The sequence below is a fragment of the Arthrobacter sp. GW822-FHT05G07 genome (assembly GCF_058799755.1).
Genome location: NZ_JBXALT010000015.1, coordinates 94072 through 111221, shown reverse-complemented (window position 1 = coordinate 111221; position 17150 = coordinate 94072). Strand labels below are relative to the sequence as shown.

Annotated in this window: 16 protein-coding genes; 9 read left to right on the top strand and 7 right to left on the bottom strand. The window is 62.2% G+C overall.

Annotated features, from left to right (window positions below; all coding sequences use genetic code 11):
- Nucleotides 1-5: 5 nt before the first annotated feature.
- Genes AC1RJY_RS22240 through AC1RJY_RS22230 form a run of 3 tightly spaced genes read right to left on the bottom strand, consistent with a single transcriptional unit; the run spans nt 6 to nt 3167 of the window.
- Nucleotides 6-905 carry a carbohydrate ABC transporter permease gene (locus AC1RJY_RS22240; RefSeq protein WP_011774250.1) on the bottom strand — a complete coding sequence of 300 codons (900 nt, stop codon included), beginning with the start codon at nt 903-905 and terminating at the stop codon, nt 6-8.
- On the bottom strand, nt 905-1843 hold the full coding sequence (locus AC1RJY_RS22235) for a carbohydrate ABC transporter permease (RefSeq protein WP_011774251.1): 939 nt from the start codon (nt 1841-1843) through the stop codon (nt 905-907). Before AC1RJY_RS22235 ends, AC1RJY_RS22240 begins: the two co-directional genes overlap by 1 nt.
- A gap of 4 nt (nt 1844-1847) precedes the next feature.
- On the bottom strand, nt 1848-3167 hold the full coding sequence (locus AC1RJY_RS22230; protein ID WP_014921258.1) for an extracellular solute-binding protein: 1320 nt from the start codon (nt 3165-3167) through the stop codon (nt 1848-1850).
- A gap of 284 nt (nt 3168-3451) precedes the next feature.
- Here AC1RJY_RS22230 and AC1RJY_RS22225 point away from each other — a divergent pair, with 284 nt between their 5' ends.
- On the top strand, nt 3452-4519 hold the full coding sequence (locus AC1RJY_RS22225; RefSeq protein ID WP_011774253.1) for a LacI family DNA-binding transcriptional regulator: 1068 nt from the start codon (nt 3452-3454) through the stop codon (nt 4517-4519).
- On the opposite strand, the gene AC1RJY_RS22220 is transcribed toward AC1RJY_RS22225, so the two are convergent.
- Nucleotides 4491-5951 (bottom strand): lipase maturation factor family protein, encoded by a 1461-nt coding sequence (locus AC1RJY_RS22220; protein WP_210064272.1) that lies wholly within the window; start codon nt 5949-5951, stop codon nt 4491-4493. The genes AC1RJY_RS22225 and AC1RJY_RS22220 overlap by 29 nt on opposite strands.
- Before the next feature lie 103 nt (nt 5952-6054).
- Between AC1RJY_RS22220 and dxr the strand changes: the two genes are divergently transcribed.
- The 6 genes from dxr (at nt 6055) to AC1RJY_RS22190 (ending at nt 11821) form a co-directional block, all read left to right on the top strand.
- A complete protein-coding gene (gene dxr / locus AC1RJY_RS22215; protein ID WP_011774255.1) occupies nt 6055-7239 on the top strand; it encodes a 1-deoxy-D-xylulose-5-phosphate reductoisomerase in 1185 nt (394 codons plus the stop codon).
- 32 nt (nt 7240-7271) lie between these two features.
- The gene (locus AC1RJY_RS22210; RefSeq protein WP_011774256.1) at nt 7272-8603 is read left to right on the top strand and encodes a M50 family metallopeptidase; all 1332 of its coding nucleotides are present in this window, start codon (nt 7272-7274) and stop codon (nt 8601-8603) included.
- 64 nt (nt 8604-8667) lie between these two features.
- Nucleotides 8668-8961 (top strand): YciI family protein, encoded by a 294-nt coding sequence (locus AC1RJY_RS22205; RefSeq protein ID WP_011774257.1) that lies wholly within the window; start codon nt 8668-8670, stop codon nt 8959-8961.
- A 48-nt stretch (nt 8962-9009) separates the two neighbouring features.
- Nucleotides 9010-10176, top strand: coding sequence for a flavodoxin-dependent (E)-4-hydroxy-3-methylbut-2-enyl-diphosphate synthase (gene ispG, locus AC1RJY_RS22200; protein WP_011774258.1), 1167 nt, complete (start codon nt 9010-9012; stop codon nt 10174-10176).
- Nucleotides 10139-11017 (top strand): GNAT family N-acetyltransferase, encoded by an 879-nt coding sequence (locus AC1RJY_RS22195; protein WP_014921262.1) that lies wholly within the window; start codon nt 10139-10141, stop codon nt 11015-11017. Before ispG ends, AC1RJY_RS22195 begins: the two co-directional genes overlap by 38 nt.
- A 75-nt stretch (nt 11018-11092) precedes the next feature.
- Nucleotides 11093-11821: a hypothetical protein gene (locus tag AC1RJY_RS22190; RefSeq protein ID WP_014921263.1), complete on the top strand. Its 729-nt coding sequence runs from the start codon at nt 11093-11095 to the stop codon at nt 11819-11821.
- A 72-nt stretch (nt 11822-11893) separates the two neighbouring features.
- On the opposite strand, the gene AC1RJY_RS22185 is transcribed toward AC1RJY_RS22190, so the two are convergent.
- Genes AC1RJY_RS22185 through AC1RJY_RS22175 form a run of 3 tightly spaced genes read right to left on the bottom strand, consistent with a single transcriptional unit; the run spans nt 11894 to nt 14021 of the window.
- On the bottom strand, nt 11894-12502 hold the full coding sequence (locus AC1RJY_RS22185) for a TetR/AcrR family transcriptional regulator (RefSeq protein WP_014921264.1): 609 nt from the start codon (nt 12500-12502) through the stop codon (nt 11894-11896).
- Nucleotides 12499-13242: an ABC transporter permease gene (locus tag AC1RJY_RS22180; RefSeq protein WP_011774262.1), complete on the bottom strand. Its 744-nt coding sequence runs from the start codon at nt 13240-13242 to the stop codon at nt 12499-12501. Before AC1RJY_RS22180 ends, AC1RJY_RS22185 begins: the two co-directional genes overlap by 4 nt.
- Before the next feature lie 8 nt (nt 13243-13250).
- The gene (locus tag AC1RJY_RS22175) at nt 13251-14021 is read right to left on the bottom strand and encodes an ABC transporter ATP-binding protein (protein WP_498603547.1); all 771 of its coding nucleotides are present in this window, start codon (nt 14019-14021) and stop codon (nt 13251-13253) included.
- 507 nt (nt 14022-14528) lie between these two features.
- Between AC1RJY_RS22175 and AC1RJY_RS22170 the strand changes: the two genes are divergently transcribed.
- Together AC1RJY_RS22170 and AC1RJY_RS22165 are read left to right on the top strand one after the other, a co-directional pair.
- Nucleotides 14529-16340: a proline--tRNA ligase gene (locus AC1RJY_RS22170; RefSeq protein WP_011774265.1), complete on the top strand. Its 1812-nt coding sequence runs from the start codon at nt 14529-14531 to the stop codon at nt 16338-16340.
- Nucleotides 16337-17134, top strand: a complete 798-nt coding sequence (locus AC1RJY_RS22165) for a sulfite exporter TauE/SafE family protein (RefSeq protein WP_011774266.1) — start codon at nt 16337-16339, stop codon at nt 17132-17134. The genes AC1RJY_RS22170 and AC1RJY_RS22165 overlap by 4 nt, the downstream gene beginning before the upstream one ends.
- The last annotated feature ends 16 nt before the right edge of the window (nt 17135-17150 follow it).

The window sequence follows — 17150 nt, the reverse complement described above, 5'->3', positions numbered from 1 at the left end:
CCTTTCTACTTGCTGAAACCTGCGGTGAGGCCACTGAGCAACTGCCGGCGGGCCACCACGTAAATCACCAGCAGCGGCAGCGTTGCCAGCACCACCGAGGCGAGCACCGCCGGGATGTTGACACTGAACTCACCCTGGAAGGTCCACAGTGACAACGGGAGAACCCTGGTGTCCGGGCTTTGCGTGAGGATCAGCGGGAACAGGAAACCGTTCCACACATGCAGTGCGTTGTAGATGCCAACCGTAATGACAGCAGGCTTGGTCATGGGCAACGCCAGGCGCCACATCATGGCCCAATCGGAACAACCGTCCAGCCGCATCGATTCAAACAATTCGTTGGGAACATCGCGCATGAAGTTGGACAGGATGAGCACCGAGACCGGGATCGCGAACGCAATGGAGGGCAGGATCAGAGCCAACAAGGTGTCGTACATGTGGGCCTTGGTGATCATCCAGTAGATCGGAATGATGGTTGCGTGCAGTGGGATAGCCAGGCCCAGGAGGAAGACGTTGTTGGTCCAACTGAGGAACCTTCCCTTGCCCCGGACGATGGCGTAGGCCGCCATGAAAGCGACGAAGAGTGCCGGAATCACGCTGCCTACTGTGACAATGAGGCTGTTGGTGAAGTACTTGGCGAAGTCGTTTTCCAGGACCAGCTTGTAGTTGTCCAGGGTTGGCTCTGCCGGTGGCAGCATCGGGTTGGATGTGAAGAACCCTGCCTGGTTCTTCAAGCTGGTGATGACCACGTAGTAGACGGGCACGATGATGATCGCCAACCAGAGCCAGCCGCCCAGGCCGCCCAGGAAGTTGGGCCGCGAACGGCCAAGCCGTTGAGGCCGACGGCGGGTGGTCACCTTTTCGGGGATTGTTGCCGGGGCTGCGGGGAGTTGGGTGGTGGAAGCCATTACGCACCTTCCAGTTGGCTGGCGTTGCGGTTCTTGCCGCCGAGTCGTTGCAGGAACACTGCCAGGGCCAGGCCGATGACAACGAGGATCACACCCAAGGCGCTCGCCGCTCCCATGTCGTTGGCTTTGAAACCGGTCAGGTACATGTGCAGGGGCAGGAGCCTGGTGGAGTAGCCCGGTCCGCCGGCGGTCAGTACGAACACCAGGTCGAAGTACGCCAGGGAACCCACCACCATGAGGGTGGAGGAAGTGATCATGGTGTACTTCAGCTGCGGCAGGGTGATGTTGAAGAACTGCTGGACACGGCCGGCACCGTCAATTTGGGCAGCCTCGTACAGCGAGGCAGGAATCTGTCGCACGCCGCCTTGGTAGATCAGTGTGTGGAACGGCACGAACTGCCAAGCAATCACGAATACCACCACAAACAGCACCAGATCCGAGTTGCCCAGCCAGTCCTGCGCGAGGATCGGCAGGCCCAGGCCGGGGCCGAGCCCGAAGTTTGGGTCCAGCAGCGCCTTGAAGGCGATGGCCACAGCGGCGGAGGAGAGGAGCAGGGGCACGAAGTACAGGACGGCCAGTGCCGCGCGGTACTTCTGGCTGGCCGCGGTGAAGACACCGAGCAACAGGCTGATGGGTGCTTGGACAATGAACGAGAAGAACATGATCTTGGCCGTCACCAACAAGGCGTTGCCCGTGACGGGATCGGCTAGGACCGTGTTCCAGCTGGACAGGCCGTCGAGTTTGATCTCACCGAGGCCGTCCCAGCGGGTGAAGCTGAGGAACAGCACTCCCAGGAGCGGGAGGATGGCGAAGAGCATGAAGAACGCGAGGGCCGGGACGGCCAGCCACCCTGACGGACCCTTTTCCAGGGTCCGTCGGGTGCCTGGGGCACGTTCGGCGCCCACTGCCCGTTGAGGCGTGGTGGTAGTTGCGGACACCGTATTACTTCCCGATCGTCGCGTTCATGGTGGAGGCGAACTGCTCAGGAGTGATCTTCTTCAGGAAGATCTGGTCGAGGTTGGCCAGCATGGCATCTCCTTGCGCGGGGCTGAGCGCCTGGTCCCAGGAAAGTGTGAAGTCCGGGGCATCCTTGGCCATGTCATAGACGTAGCTCAGGAAGTCCTTGTCAGGGGAGGCAGCGAGCTTGTCTTCAATGCCGGTGACCACTGGTACGGCTCCTGAATCGATCAGGCTTTGGACGTTCTCATCGTTGAACATTCCGTCTTTGACGTACTCCAGGGCGGTCTTCTTCTGGTCCTCGGTGGCCTTGGAAGATACAGACCAGAAGTTGGACGGGTTGCCCACAACGTTCGCCGGGTCACCCTTGCCGCCTTCGACAGTGGGGAAGGGGGTGTATCCGAGCTTTCCGCTGGAGACGAAGTCGGCCGCGTCCTTCTTCATGCCTTGGTAGATCCAGCTGCCCTGGAGGATCATGGCGGCCTTGCCTGTGTACAGCAGGGCTTGGTCCGCGTTGCTGTCAGCGGCAATGGAGGAGAAGCCGTTGATGAAGCCGCCGGCGTCCACCAGTTCCTGGATCTTGGTCAGTGCCTCGATCACGGCGGGGTCGGACCATGCGTTCGGCTTGTTGGCTGCAATATTGGCGAAGACTTCAGGACCGCCGATACGGTCCACAAGGTATTCAAGCCACATCAGGTCCGGCCACTTGGACTGGCCGCCCAGGGAGAAAGGTGCCACGCCGGCTGCCTTGAACTTGGGCACCAGCGCCATGAGCTCGTCCCAGGTCTTGGGCGGTTCTGCACCGATCTTCTCGAAGACTTCTTTGTTGAAGTAGAGCACTACAGGCTGCACCTTGTTGTTTGGCAGTGCATAGGTCTTGCCGTCGATCACGCCGCTCTCAAGAATGGAGGGAAGGTAGCGGCTCTGGACGTCGGGGTTCTCCTTGAGGAATCCCGTCAGATCATCAACCTGGCCGGCATCGACGTAGGACTTGAGCACCCCGCCGCCCCAGCCGTAGACGAGTGTGGGTCCTTGGCCGGCGCCGACGGCGGTACGCACCTTGGTCTTGTAGGCGTCGTTGGCAAAGAAGTCGAGCTTGATGGCGGAGTCGGGGTGTGACTTGTTCCAGGAGTCAACGGATGCTTGGAAAACAGGCTGGTCGCCGCCGGTGAGTCCCCACATGGTTGCCGAATCCGCCGAGGCTCCTGTTCCAGCCGGGCCCGAGGACCCGCAGGCTACGAGTGCGATCGACAATGCGGCTGCAGAAACGGCCATTCCGGCGGTGCGCAACTTGAGATTATTCATGTGCAGTTTCCATTCGTCCTTCGGGCTCGACGCTGATTGCCCGGTTGTGCGTTTAAAAAGCCACACTCCGCGGTGAGGCGATCGACTGCGATCATCCACATCCATTGACATTTCGAAATATTTCGAACATCCTTTCGGAAGTGCCCACCAAATTTAGCCGTGACACGCATCACCGTCAAGGCCTTTTTGTGGCCACATATAGAGGAGTGGCTCGGGTCGTTGACGGATTTCATCTTGATCGGGGACACTGTACTCATCCGAAATATTTCGAAAGCAGGAGAGTTGTGGAACCAGATCCTCGCCCGTCCAAACTCACCTTGGCCGCGGTGGCAGCCGAAGTAGGAGTCTCTGCGCCCACCGTTTCCAAGGTGGTCAACGGCCGTGAGGACGTGGCAGAAGCCACCCGCGCCAGGGTTCTGGCAGCACTACAGCGCACCGGCTACAAGTCGCCGCTCCAACGCAAAAGCATCCCCGAGCATCGTGCCGTGGAAGTGGTCTTCGATTCGTTGAATTCGGCTTATGGAGTGGAGGTCCTCAATGGCGTGATGGAACACGCGGCAGTATCGGACATGGAGGTAATCCTTTCCATCACCGGGCGCCAGGCCGGTTCGCCGCTTGGACCTGAGGAACGGGCACAGCGCCTGCTCGACGAGGGCCGTGCCGGCATGATCGTGGTGACGTCGGCCTTCGGCTCCGCGCAGTTGGAGGCGTTCAAACGCCGCCAAATCCCCATCGTGGTGGTGGATCCGCTGAATCCGCCACCCGCCGATGTCTTCAGTGTTGGCGCCAGCAACTGGGCCGGAGGCAAGGCCGCGGCATCACACCTGCTGGAGTTGGGGCATCGAAGAATCGCCTACATTGGTGGCCCCTCCACGGCGGAGTGCAGCCAAGCCCGCCTGCACGGCTATATGGCCGCCTTGATGGCAGAGGGCGTGAGCGTGGACCACGAGTACGTTTCCGATGGCCCCTTCAAGCCGGAGAACGGAGTACGCGCCATGAAAGCCCTGCTGGCGCTCGACAATCCGCCCACGGCGATCTTTGCCGGCAGCGACAGCATTGCGTTGGGGGTCCTCGCTGAAGCTCGGCGCCAGGATGTTCGTATTCCCGAGGAAATGAGCTTGGTCGGTTTTGACGGCACACACCAGGCCGAGGAATCCGTGCCGCCCCTCACGTCCGTGTCGCAGCCTCTGCAAGAGATGGGACGCTCTGCCCTGAGCTTCATCCTTCGCCAGAAAAACGGCGAGGAAATCGACTCGCGAAGGGTTGAGCTGGCCACGCACCTCGTCGTCCGCGAGTCCACCGCACCTCCGCGGGTGTCCACCGCTAGGGGAGTCGCCGCCGTCGAGGGCTGAGTGACACCGGTGGGATGGCGTCATACAGCAGCACCCGCACCCACCGTTCGCCCGTCTCGCGGAACTCCGCCCGGCTGGCGAAACGGTACAGGTAGCTGCGCGCCCGCACCCAACGTGGGCGTTCGCCGTCGAACGGGTCAACGCGCAGCAGTCCAAGAGTGCGTCTGTCGGCCTCCAACAACCTGTCCAGAAATATGTAAAACCAATCTTCGTGGACGGTCCTCAGCGGCAGGAACCACATCAGCCAATCCAAGCGCAGATGGTAGGGCGCCCATTGGCGGGGGAGTCGTCGCACGTCGCCGGGCTTGCCCTTAAAGCCGTACTCCAGCCACCGCTCATCCGGGGCGTCCGGCGCATCATCCAGCGTGCCCTCCACCACGATTTCAATGCGCTGCTTGGTCACCGTCCCAAAAGCTCCATAGGCGTTGACCAGGCGCCACCGGTTGAAACTGGCGTTCATCAACTGCCGGCTGGAGAAGAGGTTGAGGAGCGGCTGGTAGCTGAACACCAGCAACAGAACGGTCACAAGCACGACGACGGCGAGCCACCACACCGGGGTTTCAGTGCTTTGGTGCCACTCCAGCGGGATGAACGGAAAGACCGCATGGGCCACGGGGTCGCTGACGGCGGCGAAAGCCAGGACAATTGCCACCCAGTTCAACCACGCAAAGTTCCCGGTACCCACCAACCACAATTGCGTCGCGATGATGATTCCGGCGGCGATGCTGGCCAGCGGCTGAGGGGCGAAGAGGAAGAACGGCACCACGAGCTGCGCGAAATGGTTGCCCACCACTTCTACCTTGTGCAGCGGACGCGGCAGGAGATGCGCTTGTCGGCTCAGCGGGCCAGGCATCGGCTGTGTCTCGTGGTGGTAGAACATCGCCGTCATATCCCGCCACTCGCGACCACCCCGGATCTTGATCATGCCGGCACCGAACTCAAGCCTGAACACCAGCCACACAATAAGGATGAGGATGGTTGTGGGCGGCGGAGACTGGTTTGAGCCCAGGAACGCCACCGTGAAACCGGCCTCGAGGAGAAGGATCTCCCAGCCGAAACCATAGAACGTCTGGCCGACGTTGACGATTGACATGTAGAGGAACCACAGGGTAAGGAACGCCAGCATGGGAAGCCACGGAGGACCCGTTTGGGGGAGGCCCATGACCAACAGAACGGACACGCCGATACCCGTCCAGCACACGGCCTTGAGCAGCGCATCGGAGTAGCGCCACCGAAACAGAGTAGGCCGGGCCAGCCGACGGGCCATGTCCAGGAAAGCCGGCACCGGCAACAGCCCGCGCTCGCCGAGAAGTGCCGGGAACTGGTTCAGCGTGGAAAGGAAGGCAACGGCGTAGAGCACGGCTGTGCCGCGCTGCAATACCTGCCGGGCGAACTCGTAGTCCCGCGCATCAAACCAGGACAGCCACTCCACGATTCCACGGTACGCGCGGGCCGGTGGTGGTCAAGCGGTGTCGGTTTTCCACATACGCACCAGTCCGTTCGCGGCCCCCTGTAGTGACTGGGATACTTAAGCAATGCAGCCGCGCAAGATCGTCATCCTCGGGTCCACCGGTTCCATCGGCACACAAGCGATTGATGTCGTCGACGCCGCCCCACACCGTTTTGAGGTGGTTGCGCTCAGCGCGGGCGGAGGAAACCTTGCACTCATCGCGCAACAGGCCGTTCACACGAGGGCGCAAGCCGTGGGTATCGCCCAAGGAGATCAGGGAGCCCTGCGGCAATTGATCGCGGCCGCTGCCGCTGCAGCAGGCGTGCGAAACTTCGCTCCGGAGATTTTTGTTGGGCCGGACGCCTCCACCCGGATCGCCGCCATTGAGTGCGACGTCGTCCTCAACGGCATCACCGGTTCCATCGGATTGGCGCCCACCTTGGCCGCGCTCGGTACGGGAGCCACGCTGGCACTGGCCAACAAGGAGTCGCTGATAGTCGGCGGCGCCCTGGTCAAAGCAGCTGCGAGCCCCGGCCAGATCGTCCCCGTTGATTCTGAGCACTCCGCCATTGCCCAGTGCTTGCGTTCAGGAACGGACCAGGAAGTCGAAAAGCTGATCCTGACGGCATCCGGCGGGCCCTTCCGCGGACGCTCACGGGAACAGCTCCACGACGTCACGCCGCAGGAGGCGCTGGCTCACCCCACTTGGGACATGGGCCTCATGGTCACCACAAACTCGGCCAGCCTGGTCAACAAGGGCCTCGAAGTGATTGAGGCACACCTGCTGTTCGACGTTCCCCTGGATAGGATCGACGTCGTGGTTCATCCGCAGTCCGTGGTCCATTCCATGGTCCAGTTCGTGGACGGATCCATCATTGCCCAGGCGTCACCCCCGGACATGCGGTTGCCGATCGCGCTCGGGCTGGGTTGGCCGGACCGCGTCCCTCGCGCTGCACAGGCATGCGACTGGACGCAAGCCACCAGCTGGACCTTCGAACCCTTGGATACTGTGGCGTTCCCGGCCGTGGACCTCGCCAAGGACGCCGCGAAGCAGGGCAGCACGTTCCCGGCAGTGTTCAACGCCGCCAATGAGGAAGCCGTAGAGGCCTTCCATGCCGGGCGCATCCGCTTCACCCAGATTGTGGATACGGTTGAGTCCGTCCTCAGCGAACATTCAGGCTCCTCTGAGCTAACAGTGGAGTCCGTGCTTGATGCTGAGAAGTGGGCACGCGCCCGTACCCTTGATCGTTTAGCCACCAGCGCCCTGTAGCTCACAACCCTTATGGAAGCAGTCCCACCGGCATGAGTCCCGTCCTTCTCTTCATTCTCGGAGTCGTCTTCGTCGCCATCGGCGTAGCTGTTTCCATTGCGCTTCACGAGGTAGGCCACTTGGTCCCTGCCAAACTGTTCAAAGTGCGCGTCACCAAGTACATGATCGGCTTTGGACCTACCCTGTGGTCCAAGAAGAAGGGCGAAACCGAGTACGGCTTCAAAGCGCTTCCCTTGGGCGGCTACGTCTCCATGATCGGCATGTACCCGCCGAACAAGGAAGACGGCGCCGTCCGCCCCTCCAGCACAGGCATGTTCCAGACCCTGGCCACTGAAGCGCGCTCCATGGCACACGAGGAAGTGGGGCCAGGAGACGAGAACCGCGTCTTCTACAAGCTTCCCGTCTGGAAAAAGATCATCGTCATGCTTGGCGGTCCCGCCATGAACATGCTGATCGGGTTGATACTGCTGGCTGTCCTGCTCATGGGCTTCGGCATGGCCACAGCAACCACCACCATCGCTGACGTTTCCAAATGCCAGGTCGCGGCAGGGGAGACAGTGGACCCCGACTCGGCCGACTGCAAACTGACTCCGGCCGCGGCCGCGGGGCTCCAACCGAACGACACCATTACGTCCTTCGACGGAAAAGCCGTCACCAGCTGGGACGAGCTCACCAGCTGGATCCGTGCGTCCGCCGGAAGAGACGTGCCCATCACGGTGGAACGCAACGGATCGACTGTAGAAACCACTGTGACGCCCGTACTCTCGTCGCGGCCAGTAGTCGGCGCCGACGGCAGGCCCGAACAGGATGCCGACGGAGTGCTGAAATACCAGGAAGTCGGATTCCTTGGGATCGGGGCCCAAAGCGAACTGGTGCCCCAGCCGGCGTCGGCAGTTTTGCCCATGGCCGGAGAGAACATCAAGCAGATTTCCGGTGTGATCTTCAACCTGCCGGCCAGGGTGGTCGGGGTGGCGAAAGCCGCCTTCAGCGAAGAACCCCGCGATCCCAACGGACCCATCAGCGTGGTGGGTGTTGGCCGGGTTGCCGGCGAAGTCGCGGCCATGGAACAGGTGCCCATGCAAGCCCGCATCGGTACCCTGATCGGGTTGCTCGCCGGACTCAACTTCGCCCTGGCCATCTTCAATCTCATCCCACTTCTGCCCCTTGACGGCGGCCATGTAGCCGGGGCGCTCTACGAAGGGGCACGACGCCGGGTGGCCAAGCTCCTGGGTAAACCGGACCCGGGCGCCTTCGACATCGCCAAGCTGCTGCCGGCCACGTACGTGGTCGCGGCGCTGCTCATGGCCATGGGCGCACTCCTGATCTATGCGGACATCGTGAAACCCGTCAACATTTTCGGCTGAGCTGCGAGCATTCTTGGCTGGGCTGTGAACATTTTTGCCTGAGCAGGCGGGATAGGCTAGCTCCATGACTGTTTTCGCTGTTGAGTATGTATACGTCGCCGATTCCGGTGCCCTCCGCGATGAAGCCCGCCCCGCACACCGTGCCTGGCTCGGCGATCTGGCCGATGAAGGCAAACTGCTTGCCAGTGGCCCCTACGGTGACGGCGCCGGCGCCCTGCTGATCTTCAAGTCCGCTGACGAAGCCGAACTCAATGACCTCCTCAAGCAGGATCCGTTTGCAGAAGCCGGAGTAATCGCCGGCATCCGCACCACGGAATGGGCGCCCATTATCGGTGTCCTGGCTGCCCACGCGTCCTAGCCCGGACGTTCCCCACCACAACGATCCACCCCAACCCAAGGAGTCCACGTGACCTCGGTCAGCCTGGGAATGCCAGCAGCCCCACCCCCCGTCCTTGCCCCGCGCCGTAAGACGCGGCAGATCAAGGTAGGGTCCGTTGGCGTCGGTTCTGACTCGCCCATCAGCGTGCAGTCCATGACCACCACCCCCACCACGGATATCAACGCCACGCTTCAGCAGATCGCTGAACTGACGGCGTCCGGCTGCGACATCGTGCGTGTTGCCTGCCCTTCCGCCGACGATGCCGAGGCATTGCCGATCATTGCCCGTAAGTCCCAGATTCCCGTCATCGCAGACATCCACTTTCAGCCAAAGTACGTCTTTGCGGCAATCGAGGCCGGCTGCGCTGCCGTCCGCGTAAACCCGGGCAACATCCGTAAGTTCGATGACCAGGTCAAAGAAATCGCTGCAGCGGCCCGCGACCATGGAACGTCCATTCGGATCGGCGTCAACGCAGGTTCCCTTGAACCGGGCATCATGAAGAAATACGGCAAGGCCACCCCGGAGGCACTGGTTGAGTCCGCCGTCTGGGAAGCCTCGCTGTTCGAAGAGCATGGGTTCCACGACTTCAAGATCTCCGTCAAGCACAACGATCCCGTGATCATGGTGGCCGCGTACGAGATGCTGGCCGAGAAGGGCGACTGGCCCCTGCACCTCGGCGTGACCGAGGCCGGACCAGCGTTCCAAGGCACCATCAAGTCGGCCACGGCTTTCGGTGCACTCCTGTCCCGCGGCATTGGCGACACCATCCGTGTTTCCCTCTCGGCCCCGCCGGTGGAGGAAATCAAGGTTGGCAACCAGATCCTGCAGTCCCTGAACCTGCGCCCTCGCAAGCTCGAAATCGTCTCCTGCCCGTCCTGTGGCCGCGCCCAAGTGGACGTGTACACGCTGGCCGAGCAGGTCACCGCAGGTTTGGAAGGCATGGAGATTCCGTTGCGCGTTGCCGTCATGGGTTGCGTCGTCAACGGACCCGGCGAGGCCCGCGAAGCGGACCTTGGTGTGGCCTCCGGAAACGGCAAGGGCCAGATTTTCGTGAAGGGCGAAGTCATCAAGACTGTGCCTGAGAGCGAAATTGTTGAGACACTGATCGAAGAGGCCATGCGCATCGCCGAAGAGATGGGGGAGGCCGATGGCGAAGATGCTGTCAAGGGTAGCCCCGTGGTTAGCGTCTCGTAACGAGAACGGCTTGGGTGTCAGGGTGCTCGGCGATGCCGACACCCTGACTCTTCGTGCCCTGGCCAGCGAAGACGTGGTTGCCAACGTCTTCATCCTCGCCCACCTGGAAAGCACCGGGACAGCGGCGCCTACCAGCGGGGGTGCCAGTATTTTCGGAGTTTTCGACGGCGAAACGCTCCTGGGCGCGTGCTGGGCGGGCGCCAACCTTGTCCCTGTGCAGCTCGATCCCGGCCTGGCCGGTTATGTGGCCACTGCGGCTCACGAAACAGGACGCCGCTACGCGTCCATTTTCGGGCCCGCGGAAACGGTGATGGCCCTCTATGCGCGATTCGAGCAACTGGGCCATGGTGCCCACGAAGTCCGGTCTCAACAACCGCTGCTCACCATCTCAGGGACGCCGGTCATCGGCGCCAACCCTGCCCTGACATTCGGCACCATGGCGGACTTCGATCGCATCCTGCCTGCCTGCGCCGCCATGTTCGAAGAAGAAGTGGGCTACTCGCCCTTCCTCGGAGGGCAGGAGTTCTACAGCAGACGCGTTGCCGGGCTCATCCGGGAGGGCCATTCGCTGGTCCACATCGATGCCAACGGCACGGTGGTCTTTAAAGCCGAGCTGGGGGCAGTCACCCGGGACGTCACGCAGGTCCAGGGCGTCTGGATGAACCCCGAGCTGCGTGGACGCGGCCAAAGCGGTGGCTACATGGCCGCCGTCGTGAATCTCTCACGGACCTTCGCCCCGGTGACGAGCCTCTACGTGAACGACTACAACGCCAAAGCCCGCGCCACCTATGAGCGGGTGGGCTTCGAACAAGTGGGCACCTTCGCAACCGTCCTATTTTAGCCCTGCTTCCCGCTACTTGTAGTCTTGTCTCGGTTGGCGCACGCCACCAATCACTCGAACTTCCCTGGGGAACAAATGAATAAGAATGCGCTGCGCGGCTTTGCCGTGTCAGGACTATTGGTCATGGGCCTCACCGCGTGCGGCGGTGCCGGTACCTCCACGGACGCTGCGTCCGCTCCGGCCAGCGAAACGGCAACACCCACGCCCACACCGGCAAAGCAGCACACCTTGGAGGAACTCACGGCAGTTCTAGGCCAGATCAAGGACAAGCAGGGCGCTAAGTTGAGTGTCATGTCGAGCGCCGATATGTCCGGCACGCTGGAGCAGTCGAAGGCCATGATGTCGCAGATCGACGTCCAGCCCGCTGCCTGCAAAGACATGGCCCTGGGATCTCTCGCGCAGCCGGTCGACGGCGTCAAGGCCGCCTTTGGTGTCAGCCAGGATGTAGCTACCAGCAGTATGAGCACGATTTCCTTGGGGACTGGACTGGGGGAGCGGATCCGGGACAGGGCCCAGGAAAGCATCGATCAACTGTCGGCATGCGGCACGATGACCATGGGCGGTCCTACCGGGGTCAGCACGATCACGGTGACGGATCTGGCCGATAAGAAGCCCGCCAACGCTTTGATGGCGTATCGCATGGACACCAAGCTGCCGAGCGGTGAGACGGGGTCCGCCCTCATGTCACAGGCAATTAAACAAGACGTCCTGATCTCGGTCACCGTCGCGGGCGGTGCTTCCGAGGCGGATGCCTTGGCTAACACCACCGTTCTCCTGGACCAGGCGATAGAGCTCATCAAGTAGCCTATCCGGCCGTCAGTTGTGGCTCTTCCCAGGGTGGGGTGAGCCACAACTGCCACCTGTTAATGCCACCTGTTAAGGGGAGTCCAGACTCCCCGTGAGGTAGCGCTGGATGTTCGGCGCTACGAAGCGGACCACGTCTTCCTGATTCGCTGAGGCCAGGGGTTCGAGCCGGATCACGTAGCGGACCAGCATCAGCCCCACCACTTGTGTGGCTACGAGATTGCCGCGCACGCGTACTTCCTCGGCCGTCCCGGGCAGCCCCGCCATGATTTTGGACAGGATGGTGCGGTGTACCATTTCGCGCATGAGTGCCGTCTTGGCCTTGGAGCCGATGGTTCCCCGGACAAAGCCCACCAGGCCGTGCTGAGCCGGGCTTTCCCACAGCCGCAAGACGGCTCGCACAATCGCTTCGGCCCTCACCGCAGGGTCCAGGGTTTCGACGCCGGCAAGAACCTCGGCCGGGTCAGCGGGCAATTGGACGCTGGCGGCAAAGAGCTCGTCCTTGCCCCCGAAAAAGTGGTGCACCATGGCCGGATCCACGGATGACTCCCGGGCTACCTGTCGCATGCTTGTCCCCTCGAATCCTTGCTCGGCGAACAGTTTCCGTGCGGCTGCGAGGATGGCTTCCCGCGAATGGTCTCCAGCGCTTCGGCGGCCCCTACGCCCCTGCGGGTGGCTCATCGGGTTTGTCGTCGAAGGGTCAATGACGCGAGGACCAGGACTCCCACGACGATCCCGCCCATGATCAGGGCGTCTTGCCACATCGCGGCAGAGGCGTCGGCATTTCCGGCGATCTCCTTCAGTGCATCCACGGAGAAAGTCAGGGGCAATACGCTGGAGATTGCTTCCAGGACCTCATTCATATCGTCCCGTGCTACGAACAAGCCGCACAAAAGAATCTGTGGCACCACTACCACGGGCATGAACTGCACGGCTTGGAACTCGGTGCGGGCAAACGCCGAACACAACAGCCCAAGCGCGACGCCCAGGACGGCATTGATGACGGCGATCATCACCACCAGGCCGGGACTTCCCTTGATGTCGAGGTCAAAGATCCAGTAGGCCACAGCCGTCGCCACCAAGGACTGCAAGGCGGCCATGATGGAAAACGCCAGAGCATAGCCGAACAGCAGGTCTGCTTTGTGAATCGGTGTGGTCAGGAGGCGCTCCAGGGTGCCGGAGGTGCGCTCCCGGAGCATGGTGATGGACGTGACCAGGAACATCACCACAAAGGGAAAAATGGCCAGCATCATCAAGCCGACGCGGTCAAAGGTCCGGGGGAACCCCGGCGGGAGTGTTTCGTTCTCGAACAGGAAATAGACGGCCGTCAGCAGCAGCGCGGGGACCACAAGGATCAGCGCGACGCTCCGGTGATCGTGCCGCAGTTGTCCCAGGACACGGGCGGTAGTGGCAAGCGTCATTCGGAGGTTCATGACGTCACCTGGCTTTCTTCCTGCCCCCGTTTAGCGCCATCGATGCTGGGTTCAACGGTTTTGATGATGGTCAGGAAGGCCCGTTCCAGGTCTTCGCTCCGGCCGCGTTGGGCCAGTTCCGTCGGAGTCAGCTGCGCCAGCAGGAGCCCGTCGCGAAGCAGGAGCAGCGATGAACAATGGGATGCTTCCTCCATGACGTGGCTGGATACCAGCAGGGTTGTTCCGGTGGCAGCCATGGCGGCGAAACGCTCCCACAATTCGGCTCGGAGTACGGGATCCAGCCCCACTGTGGGTTCGTCCAGGACCAGGAGCTGCGGATGCGCCACCAGCGCGCACGCAAGGGACACACGGCTGAACTGTCCGCCGGACAGGTCTGCGGCTTTCTGCCTCGCTAGAGATTCAAGCCCGACGGCGGCAATCGCCTCGGCGACGTCGGCCGCCGTCGCGCCGTGCATTGCGCCGAAGTAGCGAACGTTCGCTTCGACGCTGAGGTCCGCGTAGACGCTGGCACCTTGGGTGACGTATCCGACGTCGTGCCTCAGTGGCGCGCTGCCCGCCGGCCGACCGAGGACGGTGACAGTGCCCCGGGTGATGCGCTGGACACCGACGATTGCCCGCATGAGCGTGGTCTTGCCGCTGCCGGAGGGGCCCAGGAGTCCTGTGATCCGGCCGGCATCAACCGTGAAGTTCAAGCCTCGGAGGATTTTCGTGCGTGAACGGGACACATGGAGTCCCGTCGCCTCAATGGCCGCTGGAAGGGGTGACATCAGGCCTCCACTTGGCTCCCTGTAATTCACCAACTGATGAATTAAAGCTAGATCTGCCTGACATGGTGGTCAAGGGCCTTACCGCCTCGGCGGAGGTCATCCTTGAAAATGTGTCTGCGATCACATAGGTTCTTCCCAAGCCGTGTCGTTGGGGCACGGGTGGTACAGGGGGAATCATGACCAAGACCTTGAAGGGCGCTATTGGCGGCTATACCATCCGTGATTTCGGCAATGAACAATGCTTCCCAGTCGCAGGCGATGCCGTTCCGCTGGAGGGAACGGCAATCTAGTCCCCGGACAGAGTCTGCGGCCGTCCGGCCGCTGAGCCACGCCATCGCAGGATGACCAGCCGGTTGCGGCCAGGGGCTTCCAAACGCGACGGCGTGGCTCTTCTGTTTTCAAGCTGTCCGGACGCCATGCGGGCCCGTTCAAGCGGCCGCGCAGTCAGCCGGTAGATTAGTAGACAGTTGTTTTTGCCACATCTGCCATAGAAACGGATACGTACCCGTGGTCCTTCGCCTTTCCCAGCTGTTCCTGCGCACCCTGCGTGAAGATCCCGTCGACGCCGAGGTTGACAGCCACAAGCTCCTGGTCCGCGCCGGCTACATCCGCCGCGCCGCACCCGGTATTTACACATGGCTGCCGCTGGGGCTGAGCGTCCTGCGCAAGGTGGAGGACATCATCCGCCAGGAAATGTCCGCCATTGGAGCCCAGGAAGTCCACTTCCCGGCCCTGCTTCCCCGCGAACCTTATGAGGCCACCAACCGCTGGACCGAATACGGCGAAGGCCTGTTCCGTCTCCAGGACCGCAAGGGCGCGGACTACCTTCTGGCACCCACGCACGAGGAAATGTTCACGCTCTTGGTCAAGGACCTGTACTCCTCGTACAAGGACCTCCCGCTGAGCCTCTACCAGATCCAGAACAAGTACCGTGACGAAGCCCGTCCGCGGGCAGGGCTCCTCCGTGGCCGCGAATTCATCATGAAGGACTCGTACTCCTTCGACATCGATGACGCCGGCTTGGACGCAAGTTACGCCGCCCACCGTGCTGCCTACCTGAAGATCTTTGAGCGGCTCGGCCTGGAAGTTATTCCTGTAGCCGCCACCGCTGGTGCCATGGGTGGATCCAAGAGCGAGGAATTCCTGTTCCCCACCGAGATCGGCGAGGACACGTTCGTGCGCTCGGCCGGTGGCTACTACGCCAACGTCGAGGCCGTCACCACCGTGGTTCCGGACGAGATCGACTTCAGCAACGCTCCGGCCGCCGAGGTCCTGGACACACCGAACACCCCCACCATCGACACTTTGGTGGACGCCGCCAACCAGTTGGCTCCCCGCAGCGAGTCCGACGGCGGCGCTTGGACTGCCGCTGACACGCTCAAGAATGTTGTCCTCGCCGTCACGCTGCCCACGGGTGAGCGCCAGATCGTGGTGATCGGCGTTCCCGGCGACCGCGGAGTAGACCTCAAGCGCGTGGAAGCCAACATTGGCTCCCACCTGCCCATCGCCGGTGAAATCGGCCTCGAGGCTGCCAACGAAGAGGACCTCAAGAAGCTGCCCTGGCTGGTCAAGGGTTACATCGGACCCGGACTGTCCCTCGACGAGCCTGTCCTTGGACTTGAAGGATCCTCCAAGGTTCTTTTCCTTGTGGATCCCCGCGTCGTCTCCGGCACCACCTGGGTTACCGGTGCCAACGCTGAGGGCAAGCACGTCTTCGGGCTGGTCGCTGGCCGCGACTTCGTGTGGGACGGCGTCATCGAGAGCACCGAAGTGCGTGCAGGCGACCCCGCCCCGGACGGCTCGGGACCGCTGGAAACAGCGCGTGGCATCGAGATGGGCCACATCTTCCAGCTCGGCCGCAAGTACGCTGAGGCCTTGGACCTGAAGGTCCTGGACCAGAACGGCAAGCAGCAGGTTGTCACCATGGGCTCGTACGGCGTTGGCGTGACGCGTGCCGTCGCGGCCCTGGCTGAAGCGAACAATGACGACCGCGGCCTCGTGTGGCCGCGCTCCGTAGCTCCGGCCGATGTCCACGTGGTGGCGGTGGGCCGCGGCGATGAGATCTTCGAAGCAGCAGAAAAGCTTTCCCTTGAACTCGAAGCCGCCGGCCTGGACGTCATCTTCGATGACCGTCCCAAGGTTTCACCCGGCGTGAAGTTCGGCGACGCCGAACTGGTGGGTGTGCCCACCATCCTGGCCGTCGGCCGGGGTCTTGTGGACGGTGTAGTGGAAATCAAGGATCGCCGCAGCGGTGAAGCCGAGAACATCTCGGTGGACAAGGCCGTGGACTACGTGGTCAACGCCGTACGAACCCGGTGATTTCCGGCTTCGAGTCGATCCAGCTCACCACACTCATCCTGATTGTGGTGGCTGGATTCGCAGCCGGCTGGGTGGATGCCGTAGTGGGGGGCGGGGGACTGATCCAGCTCCCCGCCCTGCTGCTGGTTCCGGGCATCACGCCTGTACAGGCCCTAGCTACCAACAAGATGGGGTCCATTTTCGGGACCACCACCAGCGCTGTCACGTACTACCGCCGCGTGGGACCCGATCTCAAGACGGCTGTTCCCATGGCGGTCATCGCGTTGGCCGGGAGTTTTGGCGGGGCCATCCTGGCTGCCTCCCTGCCGGCCAGCGTTTTCAAGCCCATCATCGTGCTGGCGCTCATCGCTGTGGCCATCTTCACAGCCCTGCGTCCCGGCGCCGGTGAACTGACCGCTCTCCGCCATGACGGCCATAAGCACTACGTGGTGGCGTGCCTGATCGGTGCCGTGATCGGCTTTTACGACGGCTTGATCGGCCCGGGTACGGGCTCGTTCCTGGTCATTGCCCTTGTTTCGGCCATGGGTTATGCCTTTCTGGAAGCCAGCGCCAAAGCGAAGATCGTCAACATGGCCACGAATGCCGGCGCGTTGATTTTCTTCCTCCCTCACGGTTCCCTGCTGTGGGGCGTAGGCCTCATCCTTGGCTTGGCCAATATGGCAGGAGGCTACCTCGGTGCCAGGACCGCTGTGGCCAGGGGAAGCAAGTTTGTGCGCCTTGTCTTCCTGATGGTGGTTGCGGCGTTGATCATCAAACTGGGCATGGATGTCTGGAACGAGAACTTCGCAGCGTAGGGCTGCCGCAGTTGGT